The organism is Secundilactobacillus angelensis, from assembly GCF_012641075.1.
Taxonomy (GTDB): domain Bacteria; phylum Bacillota; class Bacilli; order Lactobacillales; family Lactobacillaceae; genus Secundilactobacillus; species Secundilactobacillus angelensis.
Genome location: NZ_JAAXLJ010000006.1, coordinates 132,664 through 154,183, shown reverse-complemented (window position 1 = coordinate 154,183; position 21,520 = coordinate 132,664). Strand labels below are relative to the sequence as shown.

At 42.1% G+C, this 21,520-nt stretch carries 25 protein-coding genes; 13 read left to right on the top strand and 12 right to left on the bottom strand.

What is annotated here, in order from left to right:
• Positions 1–245 precede the first annotated feature (245 nt).
• From HC026_RS05275 to HC026_RS05260, 4 genes are read right to left on the bottom strand one after another with little or no spacing between them, the layout of a single operon-like run.
• Positions 246–1,049 (bottom strand): energy-coupling factor ABC transporter ATP-binding protein, encoded by an 804-nt coding sequence (locus tag HC026_RS05275; protein WP_168924943.1) that lies wholly within the window; start codon positions 1,047–1,049, stop codon positions 246–248.
• Positions 1,030–1,872, bottom strand: coding sequence for an energy-coupling factor ABC transporter ATP-binding protein (locus tag HC026_RS05270; protein WP_168924942.1), 843 nt, complete (start codon positions 1,870–1,872; stop codon positions 1,030–1,032). The genes HC026_RS05275 and HC026_RS05270 overlap by 20 nt, the downstream gene beginning before the upstream one ends.
• Positions 1,845–2,636, bottom strand: a complete 792-nt coding sequence (locus tag HC026_RS05265) for an energy-coupling factor transporter transmembrane component T family protein (RefSeq protein WP_168924941.1) — start codon at positions 2,634–2,636, stop codon at positions 1,845–1,847. Before HC026_RS05265 ends, HC026_RS05270 begins: the two co-directional genes overlap by 28 nt.
• Positions 2,636–3,250, bottom strand: coding sequence for an ECF transporter S component (locus HC026_RS05260; RefSeq protein WP_168924940.1), 615 nt, complete (start codon positions 3,248–3,250; stop codon positions 2,636–2,638). The genes HC026_RS05265 and HC026_RS05260 overlap by 1 nt, the downstream gene beginning before the upstream one ends.
• A gap of 320 nt (positions 3,251–3,570) precedes the next feature.
• Between HC026_RS05260 and HC026_RS05255 the strand changes: the two genes are divergently transcribed.
• Positions 3,571–4,017 (top strand): MarR family winged helix-turn-helix transcriptional regulator, encoded by a 447-nt coding sequence (locus HC026_RS05255; RefSeq protein WP_168924939.1) that lies wholly within the window; start codon positions 3,571–3,573, stop codon positions 4,015–4,017.
• A 97-nt stretch (positions 4,018–4,114) separates the two neighbouring features.
• Here the strand turns inward: HC026_RS05255 and HC026_RS05250 are convergent, their stop codons facing one another.
• Complete coding sequence (locus tag HC026_RS05250; RefSeq protein WP_168924938.1) at positions 4,115–5,626, bottom strand: MFS transporter; 1,512 nt, start codon at positions 5,624–5,626, stop codon at positions 4,115–4,117.
• A gap of 242 nt (positions 5,627–5,868) precedes the next feature.
• On the opposite strand from HC026_RS05250, the gene HC026_RS05245 reads away from it, so the two are divergent.
• Positions 5,869–6,681, top strand: a complete 813-nt coding sequence (locus HC026_RS05245; protein ID WP_168924937.1) for a hypothetical protein — start codon at positions 5,869–5,871, stop codon at positions 6,679–6,681.
• Positions 6,682–6,796: 115 nt separating this feature from the next.
• Here HC026_RS05245 and gap read toward each other — a convergent pair whose 3' ends face one another.
• The gene (gene gap / locus HC026_RS05240) at positions 6,797–7,828 is read right to left on the bottom strand and encodes a type I glyceraldehyde-3-phosphate dehydrogenase (RefSeq protein ID WP_168924936.1); all 1,032 of its coding nucleotides are present in this window, start codon (positions 7,826–7,828) and stop codon (positions 6,797–6,799) included.
• A gap of 228 nt (positions 7,829–8,056) precedes the next feature.
• On the opposite strand from gap, the gene HC026_RS05235 reads away from it, so the two are divergent.
• Positions 8,057–8,500, top strand: coding sequence for a CopY/TcrY family copper transport repressor (locus HC026_RS05235; protein ID WP_168924935.1), 444 nt, complete (start codon positions 8,057–8,059; stop codon positions 8,498–8,500).
• Positions 8,501–8,536: 36 nt separating this feature from the next.
• On the opposite strand, the gene HC026_RS05230 is transcribed toward HC026_RS05235, so the two are convergent.
• The 4 genes from HC026_RS05230 to HC026_RS05215 all read right to left on the bottom strand — a co-directional run bounded on the left by HC026_RS05230 (position 8,537) and on the right by HC026_RS05215 (position 10,386).
• The gene (locus HC026_RS05230; protein WP_168924934.1) at positions 8,537–8,950 is read right to left on the bottom strand and encodes a protein-export chaperone SecB; all 414 of its coding nucleotides are present in this window, start codon (positions 8,948–8,950) and stop codon (positions 8,537–8,539) included.
• Positions 8,950–9,507 (bottom strand): helix-turn-helix domain-containing protein, encoded by a 558-nt coding sequence (locus tag HC026_RS05225; RefSeq protein ID WP_168924933.1) that lies wholly within the window; start codon positions 9,505–9,507, stop codon positions 8,950–8,952. The genes HC026_RS05230 and HC026_RS05225 overlap by 1 nt, the downstream gene beginning before the upstream one ends.
• A 39-nt stretch (positions 9,508–9,546) precedes the next feature.
• The gene (locus HC026_RS05220) at positions 9,547–9,891 is read right to left on the bottom strand and encodes a hypothetical protein (protein ID WP_232843642.1); all 345 of its coding nucleotides are present in this window, start codon (positions 9,889–9,891) and stop codon (positions 9,547–9,549) included.
• 81 nt (positions 9,892–9,972) lie between these two features.
• Positions 9,973–10,386, bottom strand: coding sequence for a hypothetical protein (locus HC026_RS05215; protein WP_168924932.1), 414 nt, complete (start codon positions 10,384–10,386; stop codon positions 9,973–9,975).
• A 161-nt stretch (positions 10,387–10,547) separates the two neighbouring features.
• Between HC026_RS05215 and HC026_RS05210 the strand changes: the two genes are divergently transcribed.
• The gene (locus HC026_RS05210; protein WP_168924931.1) at positions 10,548–11,456 is read left to right on the top strand and encodes a hypothetical protein; all 909 of its coding nucleotides are present in this window, start codon (positions 10,548–10,550) and stop codon (positions 11,454–11,456) included.
• A 128-nt stretch (positions 11,457–11,584) separates the two neighbouring features.
• Positions 11,585–12,493, top strand: coding sequence for a UTP--glucose-1-phosphate uridylyltransferase GalU (galU, locus tag HC026_RS05205; RefSeq protein WP_168924930.1), 909 nt, complete (start codon positions 11,585–11,587; stop codon positions 12,491–12,493).
• 57 nt (positions 12,494–12,550) lie between these two features.
• Here galU and HC026_RS05200 read toward each other — a convergent pair whose 3' ends face one another.
• Together HC026_RS05200 and HC026_RS05195 are read right to left on the bottom strand one after the other, a co-directional pair.
• Positions 12,551–13,399, bottom strand: a complete 849-nt coding sequence (locus HC026_RS05200; RefSeq protein WP_240891120.1) for an IS3 family transposase — start codon at positions 13,397–13,399, stop codon at positions 12,551–12,553.
• A gap of 23 nt (positions 13,400–13,422) precedes the next feature.
• Positions 13,423–13,971, bottom strand: coding sequence for a helix-turn-helix domain-containing protein (locus HC026_RS05195; RefSeq protein ID WP_168924928.1), 549 nt, complete (start codon positions 13,969–13,971; stop codon positions 13,423–13,425).
• Positions 13,972–14,102: 131 nt separating this feature from the next.
• Between HC026_RS05195 and HC026_RS05190 the strand changes: the two genes are divergently transcribed.
• From HC026_RS05190 to HC026_RS05155, 8 genes are all read left to right on the top strand, one after another.
• The gene (locus tag HC026_RS05190; protein ID WP_168924927.1) at positions 14,103–15,062 is read left to right on the top strand and encodes an ROK family protein; all 960 of its coding nucleotides are present in this window, start codon (positions 14,103–14,105) and stop codon (positions 15,060–15,062) included.
• A 177-nt stretch (positions 15,063–15,239) separates the two neighbouring features.
• Positions 15,240–16,232 (top strand): LCP family protein, encoded by a 993-nt coding sequence (locus HC026_RS05185; protein WP_168924926.1) that lies wholly within the window; start codon positions 15,240–15,242, stop codon positions 16,230–16,232.
• A 252-nt stretch (positions 16,233–16,484) separates the two neighbouring features.
• Positions 16,485–17,345 carry a YveK family protein gene (locus tag HC026_RS05180; RefSeq protein WP_168924925.1) on the top strand — a complete coding sequence of 287 codons (861 nt, stop codon included), beginning with the start codon at positions 16,485–16,487 and terminating at the stop codon, positions 17,343–17,345.
• 12 nt (positions 17,346–17,357) lie between these two features.
• Positions 17,358–18,095 carry a CpsD/CapB family tyrosine-protein kinase gene (locus tag HC026_RS05175; RefSeq protein WP_168924924.1) on the top strand — a complete coding sequence of 246 codons (738 nt, stop codon included), beginning with the start codon at positions 17,358–17,360 and terminating at the stop codon, positions 18,093–18,095.
• Positions 18,096–18,099: 4 nt separating this feature from the next.
• Positions 18,100–18,873: a tyrosine-protein phosphatase gene (locus HC026_RS05170; RefSeq protein ID WP_168924923.1), complete on the top strand. Its 774-nt coding sequence runs from the start codon at positions 18,100–18,102 to the stop codon at positions 18,871–18,873.
• 76 nt (positions 18,874–18,949) lie between these two features.
• Entirely contained in the window at positions 18,950–19,597 is a 648-nt protein-coding gene (locus HC026_RS05165) for a sugar transferase (protein WP_168924957.1), read from the top strand.
• Entirely contained in the window at positions 19,597–20,376 is a 780-nt protein-coding gene (locus HC026_RS05160) for a DUF4422 domain-containing protein (protein WP_168924956.1), read from the top strand. The genes HC026_RS05165 and HC026_RS05160 overlap by 1 nt, the downstream gene beginning before the upstream one ends.
• A gap of 153 nt (positions 20,377–20,529) precedes the next feature.
• Positions 20,530–21,516 carry a glycosyltransferase family 2 protein gene (locus tag HC026_RS05155; RefSeq protein WP_168924922.1) on the top strand — a complete coding sequence of 329 codons (987 nt, stop codon included), beginning with the start codon at positions 20,530–20,532 and terminating at the stop codon, positions 21,514–21,516.
• The last annotated feature ends 4 nt before the right edge of the window (positions 21,517–21,520 follow it).

Here is a 21,520-nt window from a genome sequence, read left to right as displayed (position 1 = left end):
GGGCGGGAATGCCCGTTTTTTTATTAAATAGTAGTGTAACAAAAAATCTGTTATCAGTAATAGATAAAATCTATTACCAACAACAGATATTGTAGAACCTAATATACTCGTTATATTACGTTCAAAACACCTTTTCCATGTGGAGGAAAGGGTGTTTTTTTATGGTTCGTTTTCACCTAATGAAAAGCCCCGCTTCATTTACACCTTTGAGTGTAAGAAGCGGGACTTTTGTATATCATACTAAGTTAACTTGTATGTTTTTTCTCCCAATAATCCTCCGGTGTCAAATAGACCCGAGAATCACCCAATACTTCCTGAGCAATCGTCATGATCCGCGGCGTTAGTAGTCCTGTTTCCTGTGCCAATCCGGATTCACCAAAGAAAGCTTCAGGTGTCCCTTCAAAGCTCACTTTGCCCTCTGTCAGCACATACACCTTAGAGAACGTTGCCGCCAGCCAATCCATATCATGAGTGATTGTAATCACCTGATGGTCCTCATGAGCGAGTTGTTGCATAATACGTGTTACCAACTGCTGGCTCGGCCAATCCAGTGAAATCATTGGTTCATCGAAGAGATAAATCTGTGGGTCCACGGCTAGAACCGTTGCGATTGACAGCAGTTTCTTTTCTGGCATCGAGAGGTCGAAAGGATTCTTATCCTTCGAGTCAATCAAGCCGACTGTCGTCAATACTTGATCGACTTTTTCAGCAACTACCGCTGCGTCAGTTCCCGTCTGTGACAAACTCCAAGCAACTTCCTGCTGCACAGTGGCGTTAAAGAGCTGTGAACTGGGATCTTGAAAGACGATGCCAATGGTCTTGAGCCGATCTTCCGGCGTTAAACCAGCGAGGTCATGCTGATTAATCTGAATCTCACCAGCTTGTAGTTGCACCAAACCAGTGAGCAGCTTGAACAGGGTGGACTTGCCGGCACCATTTTGCCCGGCGATAGCGACCAGATTTTCAGTCATGTTCAGTTGGTTAATCGAAAGCTTAAAGTCGCTGGTGGGGTACTGATAACTTAAATTATTAATTTGAATCGCGGTCATGTAGGCACCCCCTTAGCTGGTTGATGTTGACTGGAAATAAATCAGCACCAAGCGACCAATCCATTAATTTAGCGAGTTGATAGATCTTAGGCGTACCAATCTGCCATTCAGACTTTAACTGATTGATCACTTCCAGTGGTGTGCCTTGACTCACCAGTTCTCCGTCCGCTAATAGCCACAGTCGATCCGCAATTTCGCACAAATCATCAATTTCGTTTGAAACTAGCAAAATCGTGGTGTTCTTGATACGCCGTAACCACTCGAAAAATGCGCGGCGACCCTGTGGATCCATCTCACTGGTAGGGTTATCTAAAATGAGCAGGGTAGGCTCAGTGACAATGGCAGTAGCAATCGCCAGCCGTTGTAGCTGTCCTCCTGACAATGAGTTAGGTGATTGCTGTAACTGTGCAGTCAACTGTAATTGCGCTGCAACGTCTGCTACCCGGCGTTGAATTTCAGCTTCAGCGACCCCATGGTTCAACAGATCAAAGGCAATTTCGTCCGCCACTGTATCTGCCAGGCCACTTAACTGGCTAGCAGGGTCTTGCAGCACAAAACCGGTCTGCCGATTAAGAGCAGACCAGTCATGTGTCGGGGATAAGTTACCGATGTGAATGTCACCGGATAACTGTCCAGACATCATATTGGGAATGATGCCCGCTAGCAACCGACACAGAGTCGTTTTGCCGGCGTTATGGTTGCCAATAATGCCGATGATGCTATTCAGCGGTGCCGATACCGAGATGTCATGAAGCACGGTTTTGCTATCATGCCGATAGGTGAAACTAAGATCATTTATAGAAATTTGCTGATTATTTGCCATAGCTTCCACCCGATTAATAAAATAGTGACCAGAGTTAATAAATAATGACTCAACTTGGTCTGAAAATAGCGATACTTCGGCGTTGCCAGCGTTCGGCTTGGACTATCAAAGCCCCGTAGCTGTAAGGTAATTGACCGGTTAATGGACTGGTCAAAAGTCTTTATGATCAGCGGAATCAGAATCGGTAAAATGGAACGCACTTTTTGAGTGACCGTTTTTTGCGGATTAATACCCCGTGCCCGTTCCGCAAACTGAATCTTTTTCATGTTCTGCTGAATCTGCGGCAGGATGTAGCAAACCGACATCAGCAGGTAGACGAGCTTATATGGCATGCCGATGGATTCGAGATACTTAGCGTTTTCCGAGACGGTGGTGGTACTCATGAAAAAGCCAATGGCGAAGATAATGATCAGAATCCGTGCGCTCATCGTCAGGGCATATAAGAAGCCTTCCCGATAGAAGGTGATGCGCATCACTGAGAACAACGGATGAATATTGCCACTGTAGAATAAGCCTTGAATCAAGACCATGGTGGCAATTAGAAATAAACAGAATGATACCGCGTTGATAGTGGCTGAAGATAGCCGGGACAAGAGTAACAGCATCAGTGAAAACAACACCAGTCCAGCCTCAAAATAGAGGTTGGTAAAGTCAAACGACAGCATGGTTAAAAACAGTGCCAACAACAGTTTTGTCACCGGGTCGACAAAGTTATACCAGTGCATCTGTGCTATTCTTTGAATACTATTATCCCGAATTTCCATTATTGATTGTCCTTAAAGTAATTGATCATGCGTTGTGGTAATTGACGATAAATGAAGAAAGCAATGTAGGCCACAACGACTTTGTCCAAGATATCCAGTACGAATTCGTCAGTGAATGAAGCAATCCAGATGTTGATGTGGTTACCGATCATCCCGGCAAAAAGTGCGTCGCCCCACGGAATACCAGTTTGACCACCCCAGAAAATAACATTCAGCGGAGTGGAAATAATAGCGGATGTCAACGCAATTAGAATAGCTGAAACGAATACCCGCTTGGCATTCGTGAACCAGCCGCGGTTGAATAGCACGCCGACAACGATACCAATAGCGATACTAGTAATTGAATAAACGGTTGAAACGGGTGATAGGGTTAAGCCATAAATAATGTTGTTGATAAAGCCGCTGATTGCACCGGCAGTGGGGCCAGCCAGCATACTAGCTAAGTAAGTCCCTAATGATCCTAACCACAGTGGCAACTTCAACCCTTCAGCGAATGCTTTCGCTACGTAGTTGATCCCAACAGCTGCTGGAATCAGTGTGACAGTGGCCACTGATAAATGCAGTTTCCACATACTGAATCGATTACCCTTATTTTCAATCCCATTTTCCTTCATGCTAAACTCTCCTCTATGAAATATTAGATAGTGAATGCTCTAAAATAAAAGTAAAAATAACTTAAAAAGTATGACAATAAAGGCGTTTTGTACTTTTATTTTATTGAAGACCAATTTAAGCTATTTTCAGGCACTTGTCAAGAAAATTAGTTTGATATTGTCAATTATTTTAGTGATTCGCGAACGCCAATACCTGCTGTTGATATCGATCACGTCAGCGGTATAGCAGAAGTTTTTTCGGAGATTTTAAAGTTTATGTTCAAATACCGGTATCTAACGGTATAATTAAATCAATGACGTACGCAGCAGGAGGGATAACTTTGACTTTACAAACTTTTCCAGGTGATCTGGCTCAGAGTTTCTCGATTATTCACCGGGCCTTTCAACGGGATACACAACCGATTTACAAGACGTTGAAACTCAACGTCACCAACGCATACATATTACTTTTGCTGGAACAGCAAGGGGAGCACAGTCAAAACGAACTCGCCAAGAGGCTGGTGATCAATAAGGGTCAAATCACCAGGGAAATCAAGCGACTAACGGAACTGGGCTACGTGTCACAGACCCAATCGCTGGATAACAAGACGACCAACGTGATCAGAATTACGGCAGCTGGCAGCCAAGTCGTCCCCAAAATTGTCGATATCCGAAATCAGTGGTGGCAACAACGGTTAGATCGAAGTCACATTGATGTCAACGCGCCGTTTGCCGAGGCATTGGATAAGGTAATGCGGGAGCTGATTCAGAGAAGCAAGAGCGTGTAAGAAAGTGTTAATGTCCCAGAGTGTATGACAAAAGCGGTAACCCAGTGGTCTTATGGGTTACCGCTTTTTTGTCTGATGTGGTAGGTGCTGATTTTCACTATGAAGCCGATTTAGCACGCTCCGTTGCACGTTTTGCCAATCGCGCATACTTAATTTTCTCCAACTGCTGGGCCCAAATGTTGATGCCGCCAGCAATCAGCATCAATACTAGCGAAACTAGCATAATGTTATGCAGCCCGTTATGCAGAATCACCCGCATCTGCGGAATCAATCGCGCTGGCAATGAGCCAACGCTTTGAGCGTCACTTAATTTGTTCATCATTTTCATGGTAATTTGACCACCGGAAGCAGCAACACCGCGACGTAATGCGCTGTTCATAATCAAGCCGAAAATGGAAGCCATGAAGGTTTGACTGAGCATGCGCACCAGGAAGCTAAAGGAAGTAGCGACAGGGACGTCTTGAGCTTCGGCATCCTCTTGCACCTTAACTTGCAGTTCGTTGAAGCAGGCGCCATTACCAAAGCCTTCAAAGGCACCAGCGACCAACAGTAGCCAGTAAGGGGCTTTAACGCCCATGACGACCATCAACAGGAAGGCTACCACCAACGTGATGATTCCCAATGCAATCACTTTTTGCGGTCTAAGAAAGCGGCGCATAGTCGAGACTGAACCGGAGCCAACGAAGTCTGTAAATGAGCTAGGAATCTGCGTGGCACCACCAATTAAGGCGCTGGTTCCAAGCAACGCTTGTGCCCACATAGGACTGTAGATTAAGAAACCCAAAAACGCTGCCCAAATAATCATGAATAAGCCGAAATCAATCATCAACGGGCGGTTCTTAAACAATCGTCGAGGAATAATCGGATCTTCAACGTGGCCTTCAATGTGGAAGAGCACCCCGAGGCAAATGACGGCGAACATGGCTACCGCAATCACAATCAGTGAATTAACCGTACCAATCATTTCAATGCCGGCAAGTAAGGCAATCAAACCGACACTCATGAGGCAGGCACCGGCGTAGTCCACGGCACTGTCCACCCGGTATTTCGGATCGGACTTGTAGTAGATCTGCACCAGAATTGCTGATATCAAGCCAACTGGAACGTTTAAGAAGAATACCCAGTGCCAACTGAAGGCATCGACAATATAGCCGCCGACTAACGGGCCGATAATCGTTGCCATGCTGTAGCTGGCTGAGACGAAGGCCAAGACTTTCATTCGTTTGCGGGGATTTTCGTATAAATGAGCGTAAATGATATACGGCAGCGAGACCACGCCACCGTTCCCGATTCCGGCTATGGTTCGAGAAACGATCAGAAAGACGATGTTCGGCGACAGACCTTGCAGCAAAGAACCCACCACGAAGAACATGGCGGCTAATTGGTAAGCCTGTTTGTTGCCAATGTGTTCGCCTAACTTGCTCCAAAGCGGTGTGCTGACCGCCGTTCCCAATAGGAAGACGGCGACGATCCAGCCCATCAGCTCGATCCCATGAAGGTCCGAAATAATAGCGGGTAACGCAGTGTTAATAATGGTGTTATCAAGACCACTCATGGCGTTGGATAGCAGCAGGGCACAGGTAACGATAAAAATGTTCCGTTTTGACACGAAAGAGCCTTCTTTCAATTACAAATTTTTTGCTTCATCTATAAGTTACATTTGGTTAGTTGATAACAACTTGTTTATCTTACAACTAAACCACTACTGTTGGGAAGATTGAATCTGAATGTAACCGCTATCAATGACGAATTCTCCCGTATAAGCCAGTAATCTCCGGAATGACCTGGGATTGCATTGAGAAATCAGCAACGGTAAGCTAGAAATAGCATGGTAATGATTGGGAGGAAAAGATGATGAAATTATTTCGATTTGCATTAATCAGCTTAGCGGGTGTGACATTACTCAGCCTCGCTGGGTGCGGGCAGCAAACGGATGCCGCTAAAGCCAGCAAAGTGGCCTTTGTCACCACGGCGCAAAACGCCAGACAACAAATCTGGTACCGACTGAATACGCCCACACCTTCTAAGAACAGTCAGGTCAGTGATATTTTAGTTCAGAAAAAGGGTAAAGTTAATGACTACCAAGTAACTGGCATCTCATTGAACCAACTGAACCATAAAAGCGTGAGCCAAGCTATTAATCTAGCCAAAAACAACGAGGAGAGGACCTTCAACCACGAAGTCACCAGCAAGCGGAACAATTATCTTGGCCAGCTCAAAACGGATAAAACCAATCAAAAAAATTCCGACCAGTATACCTATAAGAAGGGGATTGCTCAGGCTAATTCGCAAGCCAAACAGGATCAACGGCTATACAAGCAGTTCACGCAATCAACCCATAATCTTCATTTCACCGCAACGAATACTTATCCCGTCACCGCCAAAGTCGGGAAGAACAAGAGTGGCAAGCAGGTTATCAGCGAGACGATTCAGTTATCCTCACAAAAATGGGTCTACGGGACTGCCACTAATGGTACCGTTAAGCAAGTCCAACAGCGCCGTGACATCAAGCTGACCGCACAGGATCTCATGGCCAAGCCACTGAAGATTAGCGGCACACAGTACATCGGTTATTACAGTGGCTCCGGTGCCTTGATTACTAAAACGAGCAACAGCAAAGCTGAAACCAATTTCGATACGCCGGCTACCCATGGTGTGAAATGACAAAAAAGACACGACCAAGATCGTGTCTTTTATTACATATTCAGTTGATGTTGGTGACTGTTTGATATTAATTACCTTAAATTCTGGAATCTACCGAGTTGTTCCACCCACTGTTCTACGCATCTGCGAAATGTTCCGCTTCCGCAAACGCCTTAGCCGTCCGCACCATGTTGGAAACAAAACCGTACTCGTTATCAAACCAGGTCGCAGTCTTCACCACTTGGTACTTACCGTTAGAGGTGACTTCCGTCAGCGTTGGGTCAAAGACGCCGCCGTGGGTATCGCCGATGATGTCAGAGGATACGATGCTGTCTTCGTTCCAACCAAAGGATGGGTTGTCATCGGTGTACGGCTTGATGGCATTGTTCACTTGATCTGCCGTGACGTTTTCAGTTGCTAATACGGAAACCAGTTCGCACACGGAACCGTCAATCACGGCTACCCGTTGCGCGTGGCCTTGCAGATGACCGTCAATTTCTGGAATCACCAGACCAATTGCCTTGGCGGCACCGGTGGAATGGGGAATCGTGTTGGCGGATGCGGTTCGGTTCGGCCGGAACTTGCTGCCTTTAGGGCCATCGAGAATCATTTGTGAGCTGGTGAAGGCATGAATCACCGTCATGGTGCCCACTTCCAGTCCGAACTCCTTATTTAAGGCGTAAGCCATGGGTGCTAATGCGTTGGTGGTGCAGGATCCGGCCGAGATGATGGTGTCATCGGCGGTGAGGGTTTCTTCATTCACGTTGTAGACGATGGTCTTCATCGGGCCAGCCGGAGCGGAAATCAGGACTTTCTTCACGCCAGCATCTAAGTGTGCCTGTGATTTTTCTTTAGAAGTGTAGAATCCGGTACATTCCAGTACCATTTCCACGCCGTTATTGTCTACCCAAGGGATGTTCTTGGCGTCACGCTCTGCATACACGCGGAAGGTGCGACCATCAATAATCAAAGAGTCTTCAGTGGCGGATACGTCATAGGGCACCGTGCCATGAGTGGTATCATACTTAAACAAGTACGCCAGCATGGACGGTGTCGTTAAATCGTTGATTGCAGTCACTTCAATTTCCGGGTCGTTTAACTCTAGTACCCGGCGTAATACTAACCGGCCGATTCGACCAAAACCATTAATACCTACTTTAACCATCATCAATTCCTCCTTAGTTAGCCGCCTGTTGGCAACTTTGATGCTAATTATACGGAGATAATTGACTATGACAATTAAATTGACTTCAGGTATAGACCGGGGTAGCAGATACTATTATAATGGTTCTTGGTGACCTTTTAAGAAAGTGGAAATGAAAGCCTAATTGATTGACTTGAACCAGTGACATGATAAACTGCTATTAGAGTTACAAATGTAAACGGAGGAATAACCATGAGCGAATCGGTACAGGATTCTATTCAAGAAATCACACCATCAGAGTGGGAATTAATGCGGATCGTCTGGACTAAGGGCAAGATCTATTCCCGTGAACTGATTGATCTGATGCAGGCCAAGCGATCGTGGTCAGACTCCACGATTAAAACGCTGTTGCGTCGACTGGTGAAGAAGGGCCTGCTAAAGACTGAAAAAGAGGATCGCCGGTTCCGTTACACAGCGACCATCAGTGAGACAGAAGCTATGAACGGCTCAGCCGAACAACTCTTTGACCACCTGTGTGCCATGAAAAAGGGGGCTACGCTGCTGAATTTAGTAGACCACGTGACCCTGACGCAAAAAGACATTCAAAATTTACAGGCAGTCTTAGCAGAGAAAGCAAAAAGTGCACCTACAGAGGTGGATTGTGACTGTTTACCCGATAACGCGAAATGTGACTAAAAGAATCGTCAGCCGATAGATTGACTGACGATTCTTTTAATCTTCATTTTGCTGATTGAGGACTTGTCTGACGTTAATAGTCGGCATAATGTATCCGGGAAATTCGTTTGAAGTTGTGGTTAGTGTTGCAATAATCGCGCGAACATAAGGATAAAGGATTGCTACCGTGTTGTCTCGTATAAAGCCGTCTAAACCTATTTCTGACTTATCCTCTTCTGGATTATAGGTAAAACTGCCAACAACTGAGCAATCAACCTGGAACGGAATAGATTTTTTTGTCAGCGAACCAACCGTGAGAGAAAGAGTCACACTAATATGATTATCATTCACTTCATGATCTGCTTTTAATTTTGGATCAAGGGTGATCTGTTCTTTTGGTGTCTCAAAATTTGTATTACGATGATATTCCATACTAGTTACTTTATAGCCATCAAACTGTAAAACACTCATTATGCCGCATCTCCTAACGTACTTTTAAATACTTGGTTGCTTTGTTTAGGTTGAGATGTTTGATATAAATTTTCACTATAATTATAGTTTGACTGTTTTAAATCTTTTTCTATCAATTTTTCAATATCTGGTTTGTTTAGTTCTTTAACGAGCTGTAGTGATTGGCCATTCTGATAAAGGCCTCTGGCTGCCTCAAACAGGTTTTCTTGATACTTTACTTGCAATCTCTTATAATTTTCAATTTCTGTGAGTGTTGATGGCGCAATACCCAGTGCTTTAGCAAAGTCTCTAACAGACATACCAATTTTCTGTCGTAAGTCACGAATTTCGTCAGGAGTCATATAGTCTAGCTTTTTTCGATATGCATCAAAAGTGTTCCTAACATTTTCCATTGGATCGTCAAAATTGCCCCATAGCTCACCATTTTCATCCTGCCAATAATGGTTATTAACTATTATCTCGACACCTCGGATATTAACGATCTCCAGCTTCCAGACTTCAGAGTACAATTCAGTAGTTTCCAATTCTGGATTATAAAATTCTTTTTTTAGTGTCATTATGGTACCTCCATTTTTTCAGAATTTATGTCTTGTATGCTATTTGTATGGAAATGTAAGTGGATACTCAGCAGGGTGTAAAGAGATCCACATGACAATACCACTTGGCTTATCTTGAAATTTTAAATAACATAGAACATCAGAAATATTGAGACCAAATATCCAGACATTACCAGGTACTCCTTTATTGTCAGCCTCAGGGCCGGAAACATAGTCTTGATATTTTAAATTCTGATAAATCACATCAAAAGCAATATCTTCATCAATACCTAGAGCAGCAAGACCGAGTAGATTTTTTCGACGTAAGCTTAGTCGCCATTGACTACGGCGGTTACGGATTGTTTCAAGTATCTTTTCAATATCTTTGATATTTGTATCTTTCAATGTGTTACACATCCAAACTTTAGCATCTGTCATTATTCTAGCATAGATGTATCTCAAGAGATACAATTTTGATGTTTTACATTACTTCAAATTAACCACCTGCGCCGTATACCGTTTGCCAGTATCCAAGCTCACATAGTTCAGCGTGCTAGAAGAGCCACCCATCCAAGTGCGAAACACGATGAACCTGCCATTATGTGTCACCTGGCTAGACTTGGTCGGGTGCTTGTAATCCCAGATGCCACTACGGGCGGTGGTGGCATACAGCCAGACCCGGTTGACGTAAACGACTTGATGATTGATGCGCTTGGTCTGGTAACGGAGCCCATAGCGCTGGCGAATCTGGTCAACCGTGTATTTCGATGGATATTGCTGATGATCAATGGTGACGGTGTGCTTTAAACTCTTTGAACGTGTCTTTACCGGTCCCAATAAACTAGCGATGAGATACTGAATCGTTTCCGAAAATGCTTCCCCAAATCGACTATGACGCATTTTTATCATCCCCTTATAACCAGTCCCATTATAAATCAACCGGCCTAGGATTACACTTTGATGACAAACCCGTCTAATGCAGGTAACCACTGATTGGCTTTAATACGAATTTGTTATAATATAAGCACAAATCAACAACATTACTGGAACGGAGATAGAAAATGGCCGCACAGACGGAGGATTACGAAGAGGACTTTCAAAAAGAGTGGGGCGGCTGCGTGCATTTTTTGATTCAGCAGCAGCTGAGCAACTCTTTTGATTTGGCAAAAATGAGTGTTGCGGTGCAAGGCTTCTTCAAGTTAATGGCCCAAAAGGTTCAGGTGCCATTCATTCGGTGGAATGCTGGCAGTATCCATCTGGGACTATACCGGTTTTTGAGTAGTGCCTACCAGGAAGAAATGCCGGTTTTGCAGACCTCGCAGCTTTACGAATCCACCATGACCTTTTTGATGTTTGAAGCCAACACGAAACGGATCAAGATGGACTATGATCAACTCACCGCCTTGATGTTGCCAGTGACCACGGCGTACTTGTTACCCTATGGGGCCGAGGAATCACTACCGGAATGGCAGCAGGCCACCAGTAATTCCGTGCGGGAATACGTTGAACAGTGGTTTGCCGAATTCATTGGCTCATCAGAGTGTGCACCACTGTTGCATCAGGTGGACGCCAGTGAATTGCAGATTTACATCATGATCTTTGCTGACGCGCTGTACAACCGGCAACGTAAGACGATTAAGAACACCGGGATGCATGACGTGGAAGCTTTGCTGGGAAACCTCTTTCCGGGATTACTGTTCAAAAAACAGGATTACCAGCTGATCAAGCCAACGCTCATGGCCTTCTTCAGCTTTATTCAGCGAGCAGGATATATGCGGGCTGACCGGGTGAAGCGAATCTTGCATGGCGTTGAGAAGGGCACCGAAGAAATGCTGAGTGAACTGAAGACCCACGACTGGTATGAGTTCCCGAAACTGCGTTATGCCGCCTTGGAACAGCAATATCAAGAGGGTGGCGACTCCCAGTGGGTCAGAGGCATCTTTCAACAATTAGCGGGTGTCGCTGACTAGTCAATCATTAAGCTGCAAGGGTGATGAAAGTGAAGATTTGGTAAAATTAGCCCCATTTCAGCCTACATAGTGTAAAATGTACCATAGCTGTAATCAGCACCATTCTGTTAAATAGAGGAGATTCAAGCATGAAAGTACGTAAAGCCGTGATTCCGGCGGCTGGTTTAGGGACTCGATTCCTGCCAGCAACGAAAGCGCTTGCTAAGGAAATGCTGCCAATTGTGGATAAACCAACAATTCAATTCATTGTTGAAGAAGCAAAGGCCAGCGGGATTGAAGATATTTTGATCATTGAGGGGAAACAAAAACGTTCCATTGAGGATCACTTTGATTCTGCACCCGAATTGGAACAGAATTTGAAGGAGAAGGGGAAGACTAAGCTGTTGAACCTTGTCCAAGAGACCACTGCTGCAGCTGGGATGAATCTGTACTACATTCGTCAGCCATATCCTAATGGTTTAGGAGACGCCATTCGTTATGCCAAGTCATTTATCGCGGACGAACCATTCGTGGTTATGCTTGGTGACGATTTGATGAACGATGAAGTGCCGCTGACCAAGCAGTTGATCAATGAATACGAGAAGACCCATTCATCAATCTTAGCTGTTAAGAAGGTGCCTCATGATGAAGTATCCGCATATGGGGTTATTGATCCTCAAAACGAAGTGGATGACGGGCTCTATAACGTTAACCGGTTCGTTGAAAAACCAGCCGTTGACGACGCCCCAAGTGATTTAGCAATTATTGGTCGGTATTTGCTGACACCTGAAATCTTCAATATTTTGGCTAGACAGAAGCCAGGTAAGGGTGGCGAAGTTCAACTGACGGATGCCATTGATACCTTGAACCAGACCCAGCGCGTCTTTGCCCACGAATTTAAGGGTGAACGTTACGATGTTGGTAACAAGTTCGGCTACGTCAGAACTAACGTGGAATATGGGTTAAAGCATCCTGAAATCAAGGATGAATTGCGTCAATATATTCTGGATACAGCCGATAGACTGCGTAAGGAAGACCAATCTAAGAAGAAATCTTAATACTGAAGATCAGCTCATGATGAAGTGCTACAAAAAAGTTAGACAGATTTAAATAATTTATTTTGTGATGGTCTCATTCCTGTATTCGACAGGTGTCAGACCATTTTTGTTCATGGAAATACGTTCATAGTTAAACCAATGAGTGTAATCAGAGACAAGCTTTTTTAGTTGTTTAATGTCTTCAATTTTAGATCGGTTCAGGCATTCACGTTTTAATAAGTTAAAGAAACTCTCAATCGGTGCATTATCGTGGCAGTTGCCCTTACGGGACATGCTTTGAGTAATATGTGCATTCTTTAAAGTAGCTCGATAGCTCTTTTGCTGATACTGCCAGCCCTGATCAGAATGTAAGATTGGGCTGACTGTTGGAATGATCCGTTCTTGTAAATCGTGAAGAGTGTCCTGTATCAATCGATTGTTAGCTGAGCTACCCACCCGGGCAGCGACAACTTCACCACTGGCTTGGTCAGTAATACAAGACAAATACCCCCATTGGCCGTTATTTAAACGTACCTGAGTGACATCGGTGTGAAAGACTGTTAATGGTTGGATAGCGTTGAAATCCCGTTTTAGGACATTTGGTGCGATTCTACCTACTTGACCTTTATAAGATGAATATCTGGAAGTGTGTTTAGAGTAAATTGAAACTTTTAACCCTAGGGTACTCATTAAACAACGAATCGTTTCAGCGGCATAGTGGAAACCGGCTTTAATTGCTTTCGCATGGATTCTTCGATAACCATAGGTTTCGAAACTATCATGATAAGTGTGTATAATGAACGATTTTACTTCGGCGTACTTATCGGGTTTCTTAATTCGTTTCAACTGATCGTAATAAGTGGCGCGTGGTAGCTTAATTTGATTTAGTAGTTCCTGGAGTCCGTATTGCGACCGTAAAGAGTTCACAATCAATGCTTTAGCTCGACTGTTTAACGTTTCTTCCGTGGAATCCTTTGGTTCTTCTGATCCTTCTTTATGGTCGCCAACACTTTTAAAATATCACGTTCCATCTCTGCTTGATGTAATTCGGCTTTGAGGTTCATGATTTCTTCTTTGTACTTTTCCTCAGCCGTTGGTTTAAGTCGTTTGATTGCTTTACGGTTCTTTGATTTTACCATGTGAGTAGGTCTCCCTCGGGGTTTATCACGAAGCCCGGTCACACCAGTTTCCTGGAAAATTCGACACCAAGAGTTTACCTGACTTGCCGATATTCCAAAGTGTGCGGCTGCCTGCAACTGGCTAACTTCATTCGTGTTCACATAGTTTACCACGTCTAGTTTGAAAGATTGTGGATATGTCCGTTTATTGTATTTTACTTTTAGAGATTCCAAACCGTGTTCATCTGCTTGTTTTACCCAGCGTCGAATAATTATAGCGGTTGGAATCGAGTATTTCAGCATTAGATCATGTAAAGTCATCCCACCCAGCCAGTATTCTTTAACGATTTTTATTTTGAACTTAGTAGAATATTTGGTCATAAAAAGTGCTCCATAGTAGTTAGATTTCTTGTCTAACTATTATGGAGCACTTCAATGATGGGTTGGTCTTTTTAGTTCTAGCAGTAATTATGTTATTATCGGGTCAAACGCTTACAAGTAGGTGACAGCAGATGTATCTTGGAATCGATCTGGGAGGCACTAACATTAAAATTGGTCTCCTGAAAAATGATTTAACTGTTCAAGAAAAACTGAAAGTCCCCACTGAATCGGAGACAGATAGCAATCGCGTCATGACGAACCTGATTGCTGGTGTGAAACAGTTGCTGGTGCAGACCCAAACCGGCACGGATCAGATTAAAGCCATCGGAATCGGCGTCCCTGGTCAAATGAACATCCAAAAAGGGTTATCCATCTTTTCACCCAACTTTGCCAACTGGTCCAACGTCCCAGTGGTGCAGCTGATTGAAAATGAATTCCACGTGCCGACTTATATGGATAACGACGTACGGGTTAACCTTTACGGCGAGTGGCAACTGGGTGCTGGCAAAGGCAAACAAGATGTGCTCATGGTGACACTAGGCACTGGTCTAGGCGCTGCCATGATTACGGATGGGCGCATGATGTATGGCAAATCCAATTCTGCGGCTGAGTTAGGTCACTTGAATATGTATCGTCACGGTCGCCCGTGTGCTTGCGGTAGTTCTGGCTGTCTGGGGCGGTACGTGTCTGCCAGAGGAATGGTCAAGACTGTGCAGGAGCATTTAGCCGCTGGTGAGACAAGCGTAATCTCTGAGTGGATTCAGGGTGATGAGAGTCAGATAACTGCCAAGATGGTGTCGGATGCCTATGATCAAGATGATCAGGTAGCCAGAAAGGTTATGCAAGAAACTGGCGAAATCCTAGGTTACGGTCTATCCTCAGCCATTAACATGTTCAATCCAGAACGCCTGATCATCGGTGGTGGAGTGGCAGCCGCAGGTGAGCGACTGTTGAAATCCACCAAAGAAGTCATTGCTGGACATGCCTTGAAGGTTGCCAGAGACGTTTGTGATCTCGTACCCGCAGAATTAGGCCCGTGGGCAGGGATGATTGGTGCCGGGGTGTATGCGAACCAGCAAGCGGAAAAATAGTTGCTAAGTCCAATTCTTCAACACTACCGAGTTGTACAAATACGAATGTTACCGTCTAGCGGTTTTTGTAACCTTGACGTCATGTAGATAAAGTGGAAAAATGTACAGTATGCTATGTTGTGTTATGTATCTATTCTAAAAACCATCGTTTGAGGTGGAATCGGGAGAACGTGAAACATGAGCGAAGATAACAAAGAATTACATCAAGCAACGAATCATCAGCATCACCACCATCATCACCGTCACCATCGTGTGCGAAACGCGATTCTGATTTTAATTGCTATTATTGTTGTGGCTGCGGGTGGTTATGTGGCTTATGCTTGGCACAAGCTGTCTGAGACGTCTAAGGTGGTTTATCAGCCATCAGGAGCGCCTAAACTACGGAATGCTTCTAAGGTGATCTCAAGTAAAAAGCCGGTTTCGATCCTGCTACTTGGGACGGATACTGGAGCGTTAGGTCGTTCATATAAGGGCCGTACCGATACGATCATGGTAATGACCATTAATCCTAAGACTAATAAGTCCACGATGGTGAGTCTTCCTCGTGATATGAAGGTTAACTTGCCTGGGTATGCTAAGTATTCACCAGCTAAGATCAATGCGGCTTATACCTATGGTGGCACTAAGGAAACGATTGCCACGGTTCAGAAGTATTTGAACGTGCCAATTGATTACTATCTGTTGGTCAACATGGGTGGTCTTGAAAAGGCGATTGATAAAGTCGGTGGGGTTGATGTTGTTTCACCACTTTCATTTAGTTATGAAGGTGCCACTTTCACTAAGGGGCAGAAGTATCACTTGAATGGGAATAAGGCGTTGAAGTTCTCAAGAATGAGATATGATGATCCTCGCGGTGATTATGGCCGTCAAGAACGACAGCGCCTGATTATTTCAGCCTTGTTGAAGAAGTCGATTTCATATAAAACGGTTTTGAATGACGATTTCTTGGTTGCAATTTCGGATGAAATGCAAACCGATTTAACGCGTAGCGATATGTTAGGGTTGGCATTAAATTATCGGAATGCTGGCAAGAACACCACATCTGATCATGCCCAAGGCAAGACCGAGATGTTAGGTGGACAATCGTTTGAAGTGGTTTCTTCGACTGAACGTGCACGTGTATCAAATGAATTACGTACTAACTTGGGGTTAAGTACGACAAATCCGTGATGAATTGGAGTAACCATCATGAAAGATGGTTACTCTTTTTTTGATGGTTTAGCTAAAAATTCGAGAATATATCATATAAATCCTCGTAAGTTGGGGCTGGAATTTGATATGATAAGTTTGCTTTCCAAAACGTCAAGCGCTCTATGTTTCAATAAAATTAAGTTTATTAAGAAAAGCTTGTGTTTCTTTCCTTTTTGTTACAGAATGTTTTAGTGATATTGTTATAATAATTACCCATTTCGGAGGGAAAACATGGAAAGCACCCTAGATTTACAAAAGATGTTTGGCATCTTACGCAAACATTTAGTATTCATTATTGTTGCAACAATTGGTTTTGGCATTATTGCCTTCGGTGTTGCTGAACTCGCAATGACACCAAAATATACATCTACGACTCAATTACTGGTTAATCAAAAGGATAATAACAATCCTGCGCTTGCGCTTCAAAATCAACAAGCTGACGTGCAGATGGTTAGCACATATAAAGATATTGTTACCAATCAGGTAATCCTGCATCAGGTTCAGAAGAACTTAACTCATCCTGAAAAGGTAGTTCGTAAAGCTACAAAAGCAGTTTATCGGACAAGTGCAACTACTGGCAGACGGGTATTAGTTAGAGCTGCTAAGCCTGCTATTTACAAGTCATCAGGTAGGGCATACCAAGTCAGTGTTGCTGAATTACAAGATGCAATTTCTGTAAGCAACCAACAGAATTCTCAAGTATTTGCAATCAATGTTAAAACTGACGATCCTAATAAGTCAGCCGCTGTTGCTAATCAAGTGGCCTCGGTTTTTACTTCAAAAATTAAGTCAATGATGCGAGTTAATAATGTAACAACCGTATCAAAGGCGACAGCAAATTACGGTAAAACTTCGCCCAATACGAAATTGATCGTTTTGCTTGGTCTAGTAGTAGGTCTATTAATTGGTATGGGTTACGCATTCATCAAGGAATTAACAGATACCACTGTTAAAGAAGATGACTTTCTTCAAGATGAACTTGGTTTAACCAATTTGGGGCACATCGCAACGATTAAGATGAGTAACTCTAAAGGGATGATACAATCTCAGAGTACACAGTCTGAAAGTCGCTCAAAGCGCGTTAGGGTATAGGAGGAAAACAGGATGTCGTTATTTCACCATAAAAAAAAGCCATCAACGGATACAATCGAAAATGGGGTTAAACTGGTTACCGCTTTAGAACCTAAAAATATTGTCTCTGAGCAGTTTCGAACAGTCAGAACCAATATTGATTTTTCCAGTGTTGATACAGAGATTAAAACTTTGCTCTTTACTTCATCTGAAGTGAGTGAGGGCAAATCTACTGTGTCAGGGAATACTGCTGTGGCGTGGGCTCAACAAGGAAAAAAGGTGTTGTTTGTTGATGCAGATTTACGTCGACCAACTCTAAATGCCACATTTGGATTAGTGAATACACAAGGCTTATCAACCATTTTAGCCAATAACGAAGATTATCATTCAGTTTTGAATGAGAGTGGTGTTGATAATTTGACAATTATCACAAGTGGACCAGTGCCACCTAATCCAGCGGAATTATTGAATTCTAACAGAATGAAGAATTTTTTACGGTCTGCAGAGAACGAATATGACCTCGTTATTTTGGATGTACCACCGCTGTTATCGGTAACCGATACTCAAGTCCTTGCAGCTAATGTTGACGGTGTGGTACTGGTTGTACGTCAAGGTGTTGCCCAACGTGCTGCAGTTACGCGATCGAAGGAATTACTAACAATGGTTCATGCTAATTTATTAGGATATGTTTTAAATGATGTGGAACCAAAGAATGGCTATGGTTATGGATACGGTTATGGTTATGGATATGAAGGTAGTTTAAAGGGATGATAGGATGATAGATCTTCATTGTCATTTACTTCCGGGAATAGATGATGGTTCGGCTAATATGGCTACTTCACTCAAACTGGCAAACGAAGCAGTTGATAACGGGGTGACTTATGCTTTACTGACACCCCATCATATGAATGGAATGTATATCAATCATAAAGATGATGTCATCAGGATGAGTGCGGAGTTTCAACAACAACTTAAGTTGCATAATATTCCACTGACTGTTTTTCCTGGACAAGAAGTACGAATTAATGGCGATTTATTAACGGCAGTAGATCAGGATGACATTTTGTTTGCAGACGAAAGTGGTCGATATTTGATGCTGGAATTTCCAGATGACGATGTTCCCACATACACGGATGACATGATATATCAGTTACAAACGAGAGGTATCATTCCGGTAATTGTTCATCCTGAAAGGAATACCAAGATAATGCGACACCCTGATTTAATTTATGATTTGCTTCAGAAAGGTTGTCTCTCGCAAATCACAGCTAGTAGTTATATTGGTACTTTTGGGGATAAAGTTGAGCAATTTTGTAGACAACTTATAGAGGCAGGGCAAGGATACGTATTTTCATCTGATGCCCACAATTTACCTGGTCGTAAGTATGAAATGAAAGAAGCTTTTGCGAAGCTGAGACAAGAGTTTGGTGCCGAAATGGTTGATGAATATAATGAAAATGCAAAGGCAATTATTAACGGCGATCCAGTTGTTCAACATCGGCTAAGTTTTATAAAAGAAAAGCGAAGACGATTTTTTGGCTTTTTTTAATTACCAGGGGAGAAAAATGGAGGAATCTTTCATGTTGAATGCTAAGAATGACGTGGAACAAAGTCATGAAATAAAGATGAATACTTCTATTCAGAAGAGTAATTCTAAACATTGGACCTACTTAATCGTTAAAAGAAGCGCCGATGTTGCACTGTCTCTTCTAGCATTAGTCGGTTTAAGCCCAGTTTTTTTACTGGTATGGTTAATGAACTATTTTGATGAATCTAGCCAAGGCCCGTTGCTCTATGCCCAAACACGCATCGGTCTCCACGGGAAAAAATTTAAGATGTATAAGTTTCGCTCAATGGTAGTAAATGCCGATGAAAAGCTGCATAAAAATAAGGCACTGTATGCTAAGTATATTGCAAATAATTATAAGTTGAGACCTGAGGATGATCCGCGAATAACAAAGATTGGCCAATTTTTACGCAAAACTTCAATTGATGAAATTCCTCAATTTATTAATATTCTGAAAGGTGATATGAGTCTTGTTGGCCCGCGACCAGTTGTTGAGGAAGAATTGATTCAATATGATAAAGAAAAGTTGTTGACTGTGAAGCCTGGTGCAATGGGACTCTGGCAGGCAAGTGGGCGTAGCCAAATAGGATATCCAAAGCGTGCCAATATCGAAATGAATTATATTGATCACGCCTGTGTTTCGTTTGACCTGAAAATAATTTGGGAAAACCTTGTGAAAATATTTAGTGGAAAGGGTGCTTTCTGATTAAAATAAAAATTTTGGTTGCCACTCATAAATTAGCTCAAATGCCACAGGATAAATCTCTTTATTTACCAATTTTAGTTGGGGCGGTCAGTAATTGGAAAAAGGGAATAGACTATCAAAGAGATGATGAGGGGGTAAACATCTCTGATAAAAATGCAAACTTTAATGAGCTTACTGCTATTTACTGGGCTAAATACAACTTGCCAGAGACTGATATAATAGGGTTAGTTCATTATAGAAGGCTTTTTTTTGAGACTAGAAGGGCGATTTTTTCTAATCTTTTAAAACGGGAAAGTATTGAAAAATACTTAGAAGAATACGATGTTTTAGTCCCTCAAAAAAGAAGATATTACATCGAAACCAATTATTCCCACTATGTACATGCCCATCACAAGAAGCCGTTATTAGAAACAAGAAAAGTTATTTCACAAAAGTTTCCAGATTATTTAAATGCCTTTGATACGGTAATGACTCGTCGTAGTGCACATATGTTCAATATGTTTGTCATGAAAAGAGAATTTTTTGATGATTATACAGACTGGTTGTTCGATGTCTTAAAAGTGTTGGAGTCTAAAATAGACATTACTAGTTATGATGTACAAGAGGCAAGGGTTTTTGGATATGTTTCTGAGTTATTAATGGATGTCTGGCTACTGAAAAATAATGTAAAATTCAAAGAGTTAAAGTGGAATTTTATTGGAAAAAAGCATACTTTAAAAAAAATATTTTTTTTAATTTTTCGAAAGTTTTCCTCAAAAAAAGTACGTACTCACTTTTAAGATGAAATTAGATTTGTGAACTCGTAGTATATGCAAATGTTATAACATATAGTAACTGTAAAATGAAAATGTATTGTTTTTTAAGATTTATTTATTTTATAATTCATAAAATCTGATCAGCAGGCAATCTAATTATTTGGGGGTTAAGTGCACATGATTTTGAGCTTCATTATTCCAACATACAACGTTGAAAATTATATAATTCGATGCCTCGACTCTATTGTCTCACAGAGAACACATGATATTGAAATAATTGTGGTTGATGATTTTTCAGTGGATAACACTGTTGAAAAAGTACGGTTTTATTCAAGTATTCACAAGAATGTAAAGCTAATTGAAATGAATGAAAATGTTGGTGTTTCTGAGGCCAGAAATCGGGCGATTCAGGAAGCCCAAGGAGATTTTATTTATTTTGTTGATGGAGATGATTATTTAGCTCAGGATGCGCTGGAAGAATTTAAGGATCCGTTACAATTAGAAAAAAAGAAAATCGATTTGATTGTAACTGATTGTGACATTGTTGATGAACAAGGTACCAAGCTTAAAAAAGATGTTGTTGGACTTCAAGATCATTCATTTCCAAATGGAGTATATTCAAATAATAAGGCGTTAGAATTCCTTTTCTGCGGAGAAATATTCCACTTACCGTTTCTTAATATTGTAAGACGTAAAGTTCTTATTGATAATTCTATACAATTTCCTGCCGGAAGGAAATTTAGTGAAGATATGGCCACGACATATAAGGAAATATTTTATTCGCAAAACGTATTAATTTTGCCAATTCGTAAATATAAATATGTTCAGAGAAAATCATCGGTTACAAATTCAAATAATGGTCAGTATAGTTTTGATTACTTGAATACAATAGAAGAAATTAAAAAATTTATTGGACGGAACGCTCCGGAATTAATGACTGCAGCTAATTATTATACATTTATTAGGCTTATTAGGGCTTATACAATTCAGTGTAAGCTTGATTCTTACCATAAAAATAAGCGGTTAATGAAAAAAATTAAAGCTATGATTCAGCAGCAAAGTAAAAGTATTAATTTCTTTAAATTAGGGAAGAAAGATCGGATTAAAATTGTCTTTTTGAAAATGGGTGTACTTCATTTCCTTTATAAAATTGGATGCATTTAATAAA